The following is a 13,000-nucleotide window of genomic DNA, read 5'->3' on the forward strand; positions in this document are numbered from 1 at the left end:
CCTCGTTGCGCGCTCCCCGGAAAAAGCCGACCAGGACGAGCGCACCGATCATCGCCGCGCGACTGAACGGCCGTTTCTCCTTTCAAATGCAGGCCGATGGAAGCATCGCCGCCGTCTCGGCCGACTATTCGGTCAGTCTCGGGCAATTCGGCATGGCGGCGATCGACCGTGCCGGACATCTCGTCACCGGCCTGCCGCTCACCGCCCTTGCCGGCAAGAGCGCGCCGGCCAAGCAGCTTCACGCGCTGGTGCAGCGACTGGCGCGGCACGGGCTGCTCGACTATCGCCTGTACTCTCCGCATGATGCGCAAGATCTCGTGGTCATCGAGCCGCAGGTCGCCGAATACTGGCCGGAGCGCGCAAAGCTTTCGAGCGGCGATACGATCGTGTTGTCACGCTTCGCCTATCTGCGCCGGCGCGGGAACGAGATGGTGCTGGAATCGCCGCGCGCTGGCGCGTTATTCCGGATTTGCGATCCCGCCATCGCCGCGACGTTGGCTCGCTTGTCGCAGCCTCACAAGGTCAACGCGCTTCGCAAGCAAGTGGCTTCCCTGAACTCCGATCTGCTCGCCTTGCTGCTCGATAGCCGGATGCTGATCAAGCTCGGGGCGAAGGACGGCGACGGCACGCGAATGAGCGAAGGGGATGGCAATCTCGTGCTCTGGGATTTCCACGACCTGATGTTTCACACCCGGAGCACGGAGGGCCGCCATGCCGATCCGGTCGGTGGCGCCTACGCCTATGCAGGCGCCGTTCCGCCGCTGCCCGCAGTGCGCCCGCTCTGGCCCGGCAGGAAAATCTCCCTCGGCCAGCCGGCCAAGCCGGAGGCGGTGTCGCCTTTCGCAAGACTGTTGCGCGAGCGCCATTCGACACGGGATTTCGACGACCAGCATCCGGTCACGCTCGTCGAGCTCGCGCAGTTTCTCGGCACCACCGCCCGCGTGCTGTCGGAATGGAAGAGCGGCGCCGATTTCGACGAGGGCGTTGAGGTCACCTACAGTTCGAGGCCGTATCCGGCGGCAGGCAGCGCATATGAGCTTGAATTGTACCTGGCGGTCTCGAACTGCGAGGGGCTGGCTCCCGGACTTTATCATTACGACGCCGGCGGCCACGTGCTGGTTGCGATCGACGCCGCTGCCCAGCACCTGCGGGCCCTTTCAATGGCCGCCGAGTTTGCCATGGGCGCGTCCGGTCCGCCGCAAGTCCTGATCACGATCGCCGCGCGTTTCGGACGGATCTCCTGGAAATACTCCTCGATCGCCTATTCGCTGATTCTGAAGGACGTCGGCAGCCTGATCCAGACATTCTACCTGGCGGCGACCGATATGGGCCTCGGCGGCTGCGCCATCGGCACCAGCAACATCGAACAGTTTGCAAAGATGACGGGGCTCGCATTCGATGTCGAAGGCCCGGTCGGCCAGTTCGCACTCGGACGCGGTAGCAAACCGCACGGCGCGGGCTAGTCGGATATCTCCGGATGTCGCCGGCGCAAACCGTAAGGGAGGTTCACCTTCGCCACGGCTGCGGCGGGACAGCCTTCGCTGCTTCGCCGGATCGGCCTTTGTGCGGCGTGGTTCGCGGTCCGTCTTCGCCAAGAGGCTTCGCCGGACACGCTTCGCCCGTTCGGCCTTGCGTGGCTGCGCCACGCGAAGCCCAACGGGCGAAGCGTGGTGCCCCTGGCCGATAACAGCATAGTGCAGTAATTTGTTGAATTTAAAATGGATTTTTTCGTCGATTGTTGCCGATACCGACAGAAATACCGACAAGCTGATGTGCTGTCTTAGCTTGAAAAAATACTTTCAGCGGGTCCTTGGAAGCAGTCCTTGGAAGCAGGGCAGGCCCATGCCGCAATGTCCCAACCGGAATCGAACCTCAGCCGTGACGAGAATTAGTATGCGGGGTGGGGCAGGGCTTCGGGCCAACACTGTTGCGTTGCGCGAGACCGAGCCAAAAGCGCCTGATCGCGCGCCGCTGAACTGGACGTCCAACGACCAAGGCGTGCCAAAGTCAGATGGCGTACAATGTCTGACGAGACAATTTAAAAAGACGCAGCGGATTGTGGGCTGCAATATTGGCACCGCCGGCGACCACTACGAGATTGCGCTCGATCGTGTCGACCCTACTCAACGAGGAGGGCCCGCTCGACGGCGATTTACCGCCGCATCCTACGCAGATCGGCGGGCCTAATTTGCTCTCGTTTCGACCCTCGGCAGCGAAGCGTGATATTTGTCGACGCTGTCGAGGTCTATCATGGTTTTGCCTCCCATCTTGTAGGCCCTAATCCTGGCGTCGCCGATCAGCTCATAAGCCTTAGTCCTTCCGAATTTGCCATAGCGGCAGCCGTCCTTGAACTCGACGAGCCGGCGCCGGTTGTTCTTTTCATTCTCAACCATGATTCCCGCATTTGCTTCGATGATCTCCACGAGAATAAAATAAAGCAGCTCTGAACAAGAAAGGATGTTCATGGCGCGACCTGCGTACCCTGGCGTACAAATCGGACGGACGCGGAAGCGCTGTTGCTAGGACGTGCCTGCCATTCCCAGTGCTCAGTTGGGCCTCCTTGGGCAACGCCCGGTGCAACAGAACTATTCAAACCCATCGCTTTGCGATGTCGATCGTGGAAGCGACAGGAAGCAAGTCGTAGCGCAGAGTGAACAGTTGCGATGTAACGACGCAATCGTGATCAAAGCTTTGCAACACTGGTCGCTGCGCCGGTGCGCAGACATCCGATTGAGCCAATGAAAAAACTGAACCCTCAACGCCTGCAGGTAGGCGATATCATCCTGACGTCGGGCCCGGGCAAGGTGAGCAAAGCCGTCCGGCGCATGACCAAGAGCGAGATTTCTCACGCGATGGTCTACGTCCAACACTCCTCGCTCATCGACGCAACGGCTCATGGCGTCCATTCCAGCAACCTGCAACGGCTCTTCCTGGAAGACGACGCCATCGTCGTCGCCTTGCGGCATCGAACGCCGTTGAGTGAAGAGGTGATCCGGCAAGTCACCGATTTCGTCAGAGCAGCCACCGGGACCGAATACTCCAAGAAAGAGGCGATGGCCGTTGTCGCACGCACGATGCGGCGCGCCGGAAGTCGCAAGCAATTCTGTTCGCGGCTCGCCGCCCAGGCCTATGCTTTCGCTGGGATTAGCTTGGTTCCGGATCCCGACTACTGTAGCCCTGAAGACCTTCGCACCAGCACGCACCTCGTCGAAATTCCCGACGTGGAGCTGCCTGCGTCTAATCAGGAGGTAGCCTTCTGGGAAGCGAGAGCGAACACGCTGGTGGCGATGTCTGAGGCGACGAATGCGGTTCTTAAAGCCGCTCGCAAGCGGTCCGACAGCATTCAAAGCCTCAACGACATCATCGGCTATTTGCTGGCCCATCCCGAGGAGGATCGGCACCTTCGCCGGGCTTACGAGAGATCGGGATATTTGACGGTTTGGCAGCTCGAACTCGCCAAAAGCGGCTGGCAATACCATCTGGAGCTGATGCGGGCGGCAATCGAGCGCGACCCGGCCGGCGCGCCCTCAATGGAGGAGTATTGCCGAGAATTGCTGGGGGATCCGGAGGGCGGGCGGCGGTTCGAGATCAACTATTTGGGCTATCTGGAGCTTGCGAACCGGACCGGACTGAGCACGTTTCGAGTGCTGGCCGAACTCTATGCGCGACTTATGGCCCTGCACCAAATGCGGGTTGAGGCGGCACGGGCGTGGCTCGCGGAAAATGCCGGGAACCGCCAAAAACCTGGGTAATTTCAGCTGGTTCAATTTAGTTGTCCGAATTTTGTATACATATTTCGGACGACTAATTTTGTGTTAAGTCCGAAAAAGCTATACATTTTTCGGACATGACCGAAGACTCACCCGATCTGAAGGCTGCAATCCTGGAGCGAATCCGGGCCGATGTGCCACGCAAGGTTTGGACGCCAACCGACTTCGTCGACCTCGCCTCCCGGGACGCCGTCGATAAGACGTTGCAGCGGCTGACCAACGCCAAAAACCTGAGAAGGGTTGACCGCGGGCTCTATGATCAGCTCGGTTTCAACAGGCTGACCCAGCAGCTCAACCCGCCCGATCCTCGCTCCGTCATCGACGCCGTCGGTCGGCGCGACCAAGCCCGGATGCTCGTCGACGGCATGACCGCCGCCAACGATCTTGGCCTGACCGACGCCGTGCCGGCCAAAATTGTGGTCCATACCGACGCGCGCAAACAACCGATCAAGCTTGGCAATGTCACCATCACTTTCCGTCTAACCGCAGCCAGCAAGCTGTTTTGGGCCGGCCGGCCGGCCATGCGCGTCATCCAGGCACTTCACTGGTTGCGTGATCTCCTGGCCCGTGAAGGCGAGAGTGATCGGGTTAAACAGAAGCTAGCCAAGCTCTTCGACGACCCGTCGGCAGGGCCGCCGCTCAAGGCCGATATCGACGCCGGCAAGACCGCGCTTCCGACCTGGATGTGGGGGTTCCTCAAGCCGCTGATAGAAGGTGACACCAATGTCCAAGATCGGCATGTCGATGCTAACCATGCCGCCGATGATGATGATCATCTCGCCGCCGGCACCCGGCCCAGGGACGACTCAACAAACAAGGTGCAATCAGCCAAGCGCGTCAGGGGCGAGAAAACATGAATCGGGCTTTTGACGAGGTCCTTGCAGCCGGAACGGACGCGATGTTGAGCGCCTTCGATACGACCGCGCAGCGTCTTGGCACCGCATCCCAAAATATCGAAAAGGATTTCTGGGTCTGCTGGACGCTCGACGCCTTGTTCCATGGCTTGAAGGAGGGAGGGCCCCGCCTGCTCTTCAAGGGCGGAACGTCCTTGTCCAAAGGCTTCGGCCTGATCAATCGCTTTTCCGAGGATATCGACGTTACGGTTTTTCGGGACGACATCGGCGAGCCGGCGACCATCGAGGAGCTTAATGCTCTTAGCAACAACAAGCGCCGCGCGCGGCTTGACGCGATCAAGGCGGCCTGCCAGGCCTACATCAATGGCTCCTTGCGCAACGAACTGACGCAGATCCTCGCCGATCGGCTGAAGGCTGCCGGTCTTGACGCAGGCGCCGCACGGGTGGAAGCCGACGACGCCGACGGCGACAAGCAGACGCTTCTGATCTGGTATCCGACGGCGACCCCGAAATCGGATTACATCCGCGCCGCGATCAAGATCGAGTCCGGCGCCAAATCCGCCCTCGATCCAAATAGCGAAGTGCCGATCAAGCCCTATGTCGACGATGATTTGCCTGCGCTCGATCTGACCGTTCCGGCTGTACGGACCGTCGATCCCGAGCGAACCTTCTGGGACAAGGTCGTCATCCTGCACGGCTTGCGGCGCTGGTTCGACAAGCGCGGCGAGCTGCGCGGCGGCGGCCAGCGCGTGTCGCGCCATTATTATGACCTGCATAAGCTGCTTCCGACGCGCGCCGGAGCTTCCGCCATCAAGGACCCGGAGCTCGGAGCCGACTGCGTCGCGCACGCACGGATGTTTTTCAACCGCCCCGATTTCGATCTGGCCAGCGCTGTGCCCGGCTCCTTTGCGCTCGTACCGCATGACGAGATGATCGAGCAGCTGCGCGTCGATTACCGAGCCATGACCGGCATGATCTTCGGCGACCCGCCGGCCTTCGAGGCGGTGCTAGAGAGCGTCACCACACTCGAGGCGCGCCTGAACAAAAGCGCCGGCGGCAGGGCAGTGCGATGAAACGATCGGACGACAATGCTGGCGTACAGCCCCGGGCGGATACGCCGCCGTCAAGCGACGTCGTCGTAACTCCGCTTCGCAAGCGACGCTTGACCGGTGAACTCTATGAACGCGATCCGAAGATGACCGCGCTCATCGCCGAGCTCGCGCTGCTGCCGCGCGACGACCTCGTCGCCAGGACGGCCATCACCAAACGCTCCGAAAAAGCCTACATTCCCAGCGAATGTCTCATCTATTTCATCCGCGCAAGCCGCCGCGACAATAACGAAATCTGGTTCGAGCGGCTCTATCGGATCCTGACCGAGAGGGTCCTGCGCAGTCTGCCCAAGGCTGAGAGCCGAGACGGTAAAACCGAGTCGCTGACGCGCGGAATCGTGCGTGACAAGGTGTTCGGTCGATTTGTCGAGCTGCTTTCGGCGGATCGCACTGACTATGTCGACAAGCTCGACTATTTCGAGGTGCGGTTCGATGGTGCGTTGGCCAGCCTGCGACGGGATGCACAGGAACAGGCTTGGCGCGACGAGAACCGGTCCCAGCCTCTGGAATACGACGAAGACAGCGGGGAACTCTCGGAGGAGGTCGAGACGGCTGCAGGGGCCTACGATCCCTTCGCCGCATCAAATTTCGACGATCCGGCTTACCGGCTGCGTCTGGAGGCGGCGATTGACGCCTTGCCACCAGAACAAAGCAGGATCATTCATATGCTGAGAGAGGGTTACCCCATCGACCCCAAGGATAAAGAGGTCATGTCCATTCCCAAGGCCCTACGCCGGTCCGAAAAGACCGTCCGGACCTACCGTGACAAGGCCTTTGCCGCCATTCGGGCCGCCATGGCCGAAGGAGATGAGCTATGAGTCCTGCTGGCGCACGGCCATCCCGAGAGGACGTGCTCGACGCGTTTGCCGTCGAAACCATCCCTGATCGCGCGACCTTGGAGCGCTATCTCCGGCTTTACCCCGAATATGCGGCCGAACTCGTAGACCTTTCGCGCGAGCTCGGCCGCGAATGCCACGACGAGACGGGACCCCTGACGGCTGACGATTCGAAATTGCTCGATGCTGTCTGGGCGCGCCATGCGGCGGCGCTGCCGACGGCGGCGACCGAACCCTTCGCAGCGCTGACAGCCGATGACTGGCGCAAAGTCGCCCGCCGTCTTGACGTACCCCGACAGGTCGTCACCGCGTTGCGCGAGCGCCGAGTTCTGCTCATCAGCATCCCCAAACGATTTCTCCAGATGTTCGCTGACGCCGCCGGCAGCACCATCGCGCTTGTCGAGGCGGCATGGGGCTCGCCTGAATCGTACCTGGCGCGGAGCTACAAGGCCGACAGCAAGCCCACGGTCGGTGAGCAAGTAACCCTTGAGCAGGTCCTCATCGAGGCCGGCGTCCCGGCGGAGAAGAGGATTCGATTGTTGTCCGAGGCGGACTGACATGGATTGGGTGGAGGTCGCCAGGCAGATTGCTGCTGAGCTTCACGCTCGCCTTGTCGCGGCTGGCGCTGATCCCTGGTCGCCTTACGAGTTTGCTGTCGCCGAGGCCAGCCGACGAGGGATCGACGTCGAGCCGGCAGCGGCGGGAGCAGCGGTGCTGGACGGCGGCCGCGCGACCTTCGTCGCCGCAGACGATCTGATCATCCATGAGAATATTGGCTCTTGCTTCGACCAGGCCTTTCTCGTCGCGCACGAAATTGGCCATGTCGAGCTCGGCGACGATCCAAATGGGGCTGTGGCGGCAGCGACCATCGATCCAGCTCGGGCCGCCGAACCGTCGCCCGTCGGCATGGACCGCGTGGTCGACTATGGGCGCAAGCAACGCCGTGAAGTCCAGATGGACCTGTTCGCGCGCGAGTTGCTGCTCCCCCGTAGTGTCGTAAGGGCACTCCATGTCGACGAGGGGCTTTCGGCGTCCGCCATAGCCGTCAAACTAGGCGCACCATTCGAGATCGTCGCGCAGCAGCTTTTCGACGCTTTGCTGTTGCCGTCGGTCCCGCCGACGGCCGCAGCAGAACATGTTGAGCGACCGCTCAACGCACTACAGGTTGCGGGGGCAACGCATCGCGGTGAAGCCTATCTGCTCGAAGCGGGACCGGGCACCGGCAAGACGCAGACGCTGATCGCGCGGGTCGAAGGCCTTCTGGAAGAAGGCGTCGATCCGAGGCGGATGTTGTTGCTGACGTTTTCGAACAAGGCTGCCGGCGAAATGGCGGAGCGAATTGCACGCAAGCGTCCCGACGCTGCAGCGGCCATGTGGATCGGGACGTTTCACGCATTCGGCCTCGATATCATTCGCCGCTTCCATGCAGAGCTCGGCCTGCCGAAAGATCCGCGGATGATGGATCGGACCGAAGCTGTCGAACTTCTCGAGGAAGAATTCCCGCGCCTGCGTCTCGCGCATTACCGCAATCTTTACGACCCCACCCAGATCATTGCCGACATGCTCGCGGCTGTGTCGCGGGCAAAGGACGAGGTGGTCGACGCCGAGACTTACGCTTCACTTGCTGCCGGCATGCTGTCAAAGGCGCAGACAGCCGATGCCCGTGAAATGGCGGAACGCGCGGGCGAGGTGGCCCGTGTCTATGCCACGTATGAGCAGATGAAGCGCAACGCGCATTGCGTCGACTTTGGTGACCTTGTGACCCTGCCGGTGCAATTGCTCGACAAGGACGCAGCGATCCGCGCGACGTTGCAGGCGCAATATGATCACGTCCTCGTAGACGAGTATCAGGACGTGAACCGCAGCAGCGTGCGATTGCTTGCCGGGCTGCGGCCAGACGGGCGTAATCTCTGGATGGTCGGCGATGCCAAACAGTCGATCTACCGGTTTCGCGGCGCTTCTTCCTTCAACATGACCCGGTTCGGAAAGGAAGACTTTGCCGGCGGCAAACGTGGTCGATTGAAACGCAATTACCGTTCGGTGCCAGAAATCGTCGATGCCTTCTCCAGTTTCGCGACCAAGATGCTGGCTGGCGATGCCGACAGCGGCCTGGAAGCCGACCGAGATGCCAACGGACATCGATCGGAATTGCGCACCGTCCATCGCGCTGAGCAACAGCAAGTCGCCTTGGCTGATGTGATCGGACAGCTCCGCGGCGAAGGCTATGCGTATCGCGACCAGGCCGTTCTCTGCACCGGCAACGAAAAGCTTTCAAAGATCGGCCAGGAATTGGAGCGGCTCGGCGTGCCGGTCCTGTTTCTGGGCAGCCTGTTCGAGCGGGGCGAGGTCAAGGACCTCCTCGCTCTGCTGTCGCTCCTTGTCGACCGTCGCGCCATGGGCCTGGTGCGCATTGCTTGCTGGCCCGAATTCGCCACTTCCTTTGCGGATGTCGTGGCCGTATTCGATCATCTGCGGACGGTCGAGCATACGCCGGGCAGCTGGTTGCGGCAGGACGAGGCGATCGCCGGACTGAGCGAGCCTGGCCGCGCGGCGCTTGCCGCGCTCTCGGCAGCGCTCGACGGCTTCGATCAGACAGCCTCGCCATGGACCGTGCTTGCGACCATCCTTCTTGAGCGCACCCGCATGGCCGCGCGCCTCGGAACGTCGGCGGACCTGGCCGACCGCACCCGTGGCATTGCCATATGGCAGTTCCTGAATTTTGTCCGGGTGCAGCCGGCGGGCCGCGGGCTTCCCATCACGCGTCTGCTCGACCGCGTTCGCAGGCTCGTCCGACTTGGCGATGATCGTGACCTGCGTCAGTTGCCTGCGGCAGCGCAACATCTCGACGCAGTTCGCCTGATGACCATCCATGGTGCGAAGGGTCTGGAGTTCGGCGCCGTGCATATCCCGGGCATGAACAGCGATACCATGCCGCGGACGCCGCTGGCGCCGCCCTGTCCGCCGCCCGACGGCATGGTCACCGGCGCTGAAGGCAGCGCGATCGATGCGTTCCGCGCCGGTCAGGCCGAGGAGCAGGAATGCCTTTTTTACGTGGGCCTGTCCCGCGCCCGTGACCGCCTGTTCCTCTATGCACCGACCGAGAAGAGCAACGGCCACAACAGGCCGGTTTCGCCGTTCCTCGACCGCCTTGGCGGGCATTTGGCGCGCCGTTCGGTCGTTCCCGCCCGACCGCTCCCGGTGGCAGAAGAAGCGCGTGGCATTGACCTGATCGTCGACGGCAAGCTGCGTTTCGGAGCCCCGCAAATCGCGCTTTATGAGTCCTGCCCGCGCCGTTTTTTCTACACCCACGTCCTGCAGGTCGGCGGTCGGCGCACCGCGACCGCCTTCATGCATCTGCATGAGGCTGTCCGCTCGGTCGTCGAGGCTGTCGTCGCATCGGAGGAAATCTTGAGCGAGCAGGCGCTGCAGGACCGGACCGATGCGGCGCTTGCCGAGCAGGGGCTCGCCTTCCACGGCTATCTCACCGATTTTCGCGATCTGGCGCTGGAGATGTTGCGCTTCTTCCTGGACGATCGCGCCGGCGCGGCCGCCGAGCCGCCGGTCGCGCTGGTTCTTTATTTTGGTGGCGAGGAAATCCTGGTCCGGCCCGACGAGGTGCTGGTCCGACCGGACGGCAAGAGAGCCGTGCGCCGGATTCGCACCGGCCACATGCGATCGACCGACGCCAAGGATGTCGGCGCGGCGGCGCTGATCCTGGCCGTCAAGCAGGCCTTCCCAGGCGCCGCCGCGGAACTCGTCTACCTCTCCGACGGGGACACCCACTCTATTTCCCTGTCTGACCGCGAGTTAAGGGGGCGCGAGGACAAGCTGGTCAAGTTCCTCGCTGACATCCGGGCTGGCCGGTTCCCGGCGGAGATTTCGTTCCGCACCTGCCCGAACTGCCCTGCCTTCTTCATCTGCGGCCAGACCCCCGCCGGGCCGGTGAAAAAAAACTTCGCCTGACCTTACCGGTTGGCCGATGTCGCCCCGATTGGACCTTTGGAGCCCGGCACTCGCCGTGGCCAAACCTAAAGGAACCAATCTGATGAACACCAAAGAACTGCTTGACTATGACGACCTCGGCGACGCCCTGCGCGAAGGCCGGCCGCTGCGTCCGGCGCGGGAGTATCGCTTTCTCCTCGCGCAGGGCGATCTGACCTTCCAGCCCCGCCACGTCAGCAATCCGGTGCCGCTGGGCCGCCAGTTGCTCGACGCCGCGGGCCTCGACCCGCAGGGTGGCTACAGCCTCTTTGCCATCATGCCGACCGGCGATTTTGAGGACGTGACGCTCGACGAGCCCTTCGACCTCCGTGCTCGCGGCGCCGAGCGCTTCATCGCCTTTCAGACCGACCGCGATTTCAAGCTCACCCTCAACAAGGAGGAGCTCCGCTGGGGCAAGCCGGCCATCAGCGGCGCGGTGCTCTACGGTCTCGCCAAGCCCGGCGAGGGAGAGGCCGTCTTCCTCGAAATCCCCGGCGGCGAGGATCGCCTGATTGAACCCGGCGATCTCGTCGATCTGACCGAGCCCGGCATCGAGCACTTCATCACGGCGAAGAAGGGTTACGAGATCATCGTCAATTCACGGCCCCGTACCGTGCCGGCGCGCAAGGTCACGTTCGAGGAAATCGTCCAGTTGGCCTTCCCGGGCCAGCACGCGCCGGACGTCGTCTTCTCCATGACCTTCCGCCACGCGGCATCGGTGCCACACGCCGGCGAGCTCGGCGCAGGCGGCTCAGTCGAAGTCAAAAAGAAAGGCACGGTGTTCAATGTCACGCGAACTGTTCAGTCGTAATCAGGACCTCAAGCAGCTGCGGGACGAAGGTTACTTCGTCCAGCAGCAGGGCGGCTCTCTCGTGATGCGGGAAGTGCCCTACGTCGATGCGCACCGCCAGGTGCGCACCGGCACCTTGATCTCCAGCCTCACTCTGGCCGGCGACCAGACGCGAACGCCGGACACCCATGTGGTCCATTGGGACGGCGACTTTCCGTGCAATGCCGACGGAACCCAGATCCAGGGCATCTCCCATGTCGCCGGCGCTTTCGACCTCGGCAACGGCCTCAAGGCGGCATTCGGCTTCTCCAGCAAGCCCGACGGCGGCTATTCGAACTATCACCACAAGATGACGAGCTACGCCAACATCATCGCGGGGCCTGCCGCGGTGCTAAAGCCCGGCGCTACGCCTCGCACCTTCCGCGCGCCAGAGGAGGAGGAAGACAGCGTCTTCAATTATGTCGAGACCGCCTCGGACCGTGTCGGCATCGGCGTCTTGACCGAACGGCTGGTCAATGAGCGCGTCGCCGTCATTGGCGTCGGCGGCACTGGCGGCTACATCCTAGACTTCGTCGCCAAGACGCCGGTCCGCGAGATCCGGCTGTTCGATAGCGACGAGTTCCTGACCCACAACGCGTTCCGCGCGCCGGGCGCGCCGAGCATGGAGGAACTGCGGGAGGCGCCCAAGAAGGTCGATTATCTGAAAGGCATCTACAGCCGGATGCACCGGAATATCGTCGCCCACGACGTCACCCTCGGCGCCGACAACATCCACCTGCTCGACGGCGTCACCTTCGCGTTCCTGTCCCTCGACGCCGGCGAAGCGAAGCGGTTGATCGTCGAGAAACTGGAGGCGATCGGTGCCGCCTTCATCGACGTCGGCATGGGTCTCGAGCTCGACGAAGGTTCCCTCGGCGGCATCTTGCGGGTGACTGCCAGCACGCCGGAGAAGCGCGATCACGCGCGGCAGCGGATCTCCTTCGTCGGCGGTGGCGCTGAGGACATCTACGCCTCCAACATCCAGGTCGCAGACCTCAACGCCATGAATGCAGTCCTCGCAGTCATCAAGTGGAAGAAGATCCGCGGTTTCTACCGCGACCTCGAACACGAGCATCACTGCACGTACACCACCGACGGCAACATGCTGATCAATGGGGACCTCAAATGATCAGATACAAGAAATTGGAGCATCGGTTCGTCGAGCATACCCCCGAATGCCTTCAGCCGGGCATCCTCTATGTTTCGATGGAGTATGCCACGTCGGCCCACAGCTGCTGCTGCGGCTGCGGCGAGGAGGTCGTCGCGCCCTTCACGCCGACAGATTGGAAAATGACATTCGATGGCGAGACCATCTCGCTTCGCCCATCGATCGGCAATTGGACGCTGAAGTGCCGGTCACACTATGTGATCGACCGTGGCAAGGTGATCGAAGCCGGTCCCTGGAGCGATGAGCAGGTCGAAGCCGAACGGCGCCGTGATCGCGCCGCCGAGGCGCGCTTCTACGGCCAGCCGCCACAGGCGGAGCACCCGCCGCAGCCCGCTCAGCCCAAGGCAACGCCAAGCATTTGGCGCCGCGCCTGGCACTGGGTCTCGGGCAGATAGCGACGGGCCCGGCGGCGACCTGCCGCCGGGCTGCCTTATTTGCGCGATTTGGCGCAGG

General features: G+C 62.5%; 11 protein-coding genes. 10 read left to right on the plus strand and 1 reads right to left on the minus strand.

The annotated features are described in order from the left end of the window. Positions 1–86 precede the first annotated feature (86 nt). Positions 87–1,463, plus strand: a complete 1,377-nt coding sequence (locus NLM31_RS05095; protein ID WP_254135217.1) for a SagB family peptide dehydrogenase — start codon at positions 87–89, stop codon at positions 1,461–1,463. 720 nt (positions 1,464–2,183) lie between these two features. Here the strand turns inward: NLM31_RS05095 and NLM31_RS05100 are convergent. Then, positions 2,184–2,465 carry a hypothetical protein gene (locus NLM31_RS05100; RefSeq protein WP_254191661.1) on the minus strand — a complete coding sequence of 94 codons (282 nt, stop codon included), beginning with the start codon at positions 2,463–2,465 and terminating at the stop codon, positions 2,184–2,186. Between the two features lie 273 nt (positions 2,466–2,738). Between NLM31_RS05100 and NLM31_RS05105 the strand changes: the two genes are divergently transcribed. The 9 genes from NLM31_RS05105 to NLM31_RS05145 all read left to right on the plus strand — a co-directional run bounded on the left by NLM31_RS05105 (position 2,739) and on the right by NLM31_RS05145 (position 12,942). After that, positions 2,739–3,752: a YiiX/YebB-like N1pC/P60 family cysteine hydrolase gene (locus NLM31_RS05105; protein WP_254191662.1), complete on the plus strand. Its 1,014-nt coding sequence runs from the start codon at positions 2,739–2,741 to the stop codon at positions 3,750–3,752. Positions 3,753–3,847: 95 nt separating this feature from the next. Further along, positions 3,848–4,627 carry a DUF6088 family protein gene (locus NLM31_RS05110; protein WP_254128287.1) on the plus strand — a complete coding sequence of 260 codons (780 nt, stop codon included), beginning with the start codon at positions 3,848–3,850 and terminating at the stop codon, positions 4,625–4,627. Beyond that, on the plus strand, positions 4,624–5,697 hold the full coding sequence (locus NLM31_RS05115) for a nucleotidyl transferase AbiEii/AbiGii toxin family protein (protein WP_254128288.1): 1,074 nt from the start codon (positions 4,624–4,626) through the stop codon (positions 5,695–5,697). Before NLM31_RS05110 ends, NLM31_RS05115 begins: the two co-directional genes overlap by 4 nt. Further along, positions 5,694–6,551 carry a DNA-binding response regulator gene (locus NLM31_RS05120; RefSeq protein WP_254191663.1) on the plus strand — a complete coding sequence of 286 codons (858 nt, stop codon included), beginning with the start codon at positions 5,694–5,696 and terminating at the stop codon, positions 6,549–6,551. The genes NLM31_RS05115 and NLM31_RS05120 overlap by 4 nt, the downstream gene beginning before the upstream one ends. Then, on the plus strand, positions 6,548–7,126 hold the full coding sequence (locus tag NLM31_RS05125) for a hypothetical protein (protein ID WP_254128290.1): 579 nt from the start codon (positions 6,548–6,550) through the stop codon (positions 7,124–7,126). Before NLM31_RS05120 ends, NLM31_RS05125 begins: the two co-directional genes overlap by 4 nt. Before the next feature lies 1 nt (position 7,127). Beyond that, positions 7,128–10,532 (plus strand): UvrD-helicase domain-containing protein, encoded by a 3,405-nt coding sequence (locus NLM31_RS05130; protein ID WP_254191665.1) that lies wholly within the window; start codon positions 7,128–7,130, stop codon positions 10,530–10,532. Between the two features lie 82 nt (positions 10,533–10,614). After that, positions 10,615–11,361 (plus strand): multiubiquitin domain-containing protein, encoded by a 747-nt coding sequence (locus tag NLM31_RS05135; protein ID WP_254191666.1) that lies wholly within the window; start codon positions 10,615–10,617, stop codon positions 11,359–11,361. Continuing rightward, on the plus strand, positions 11,336–12,508 hold the full coding sequence (locus NLM31_RS05140) for a ThiF family adenylyltransferase (protein ID WP_254191667.1): 1,173 nt from the start codon (positions 11,336–11,338) through the stop codon (positions 12,506–12,508). The genes NLM31_RS05135 and NLM31_RS05140 overlap by 26 nt, the downstream gene beginning before the upstream one ends. Next, positions 12,505–12,942, plus strand: a complete 438-nt coding sequence (locus tag NLM31_RS05145; RefSeq protein ID WP_254191668.1) for a DUF6527 family protein — start codon at positions 12,505–12,507, stop codon at positions 12,940–12,942. Before NLM31_RS05140 ends, NLM31_RS05145 begins: the two co-directional genes overlap by 4 nt. The last annotated feature ends 58 nt before the right edge of the window (positions 12,943–13,000 follow it).

Source organism: Bradyrhizobium sp. CCGUVB4N (assembly GCF_024199945.1).
Lineage (GTDB): Bacteria > Pseudomonadota > Alphaproteobacteria > Rhizobiales > Xanthobacteraceae > Bradyrhizobium.

Coding starts and splice junctions, on each gene's coding strand:
- NLM31_RS05095 (WP_254135217.1), top strand. CDS start 87: ATGCAGGCCGATGGAAGCATCGCCGCCGTCTCGGCCGACTATTCGGTC.
- NLM31_RS05100 (WP_254191661.1), bottom strand. CDS start 2,465: ATGAACATCCTTTCTTGTTCAGAGCTGCTTTATTTTATTCTCGTGGAG.
- NLM31_RS05105 (WP_254191662.1), top strand. CDS start 2,739: ATGAAAAAACTGAACCCTCAACGCCTGCAGGTAGGCGATATCATCCTG.
- NLM31_RS05110 (WP_254128287.1), top strand. CDS start 3,848: ATGACCGAAGACTCACCCGATCTGAAGGCTGCAATCCTGGAGCGAATC.
- NLM31_RS05115 (WP_254128288.1), top strand. CDS start 4,624: ATGAATCGGGCTTTTGACGAGGTCCTTGCAGCCGGAACGGACGCGATG.
- NLM31_RS05120 (WP_254191663.1), top strand. CDS start 5,694: ATGAAACGATCGGACGACAATGCTGGCGTACAGCCCCGGGCGGATACG.
- NLM31_RS05125 (WP_254128290.1), top strand. CDS start 6,548: ATGAGTCCTGCTGGCGCACGGCCATCCCGAGAGGACGTGCTCGACGCG.
- NLM31_RS05130 (WP_254191665.1), top strand. CDS start 7,128: ATGGATTGGGTGGAGGTCGCCAGGCAGATTGCTGCTGAGCTTCACGCT.
- NLM31_RS05135 (WP_254191666.1), top strand. CDS start 10,615: ATGAACACCAAAGAACTGCTTGACTATGACGACCTCGGCGACGCCCTG.
- NLM31_RS05140 (WP_254191667.1), top strand. CDS start 11,336: ATGTCACGCGAACTGTTCAGTCGTAATCAGGACCTCAAGCAGCTGCGG.
- NLM31_RS05145 (WP_254191668.1), top strand. CDS start 12,505: ATGATCAGATACAAGAAATTGGAGCATCGGTTCGTCGAGCATACCCCC.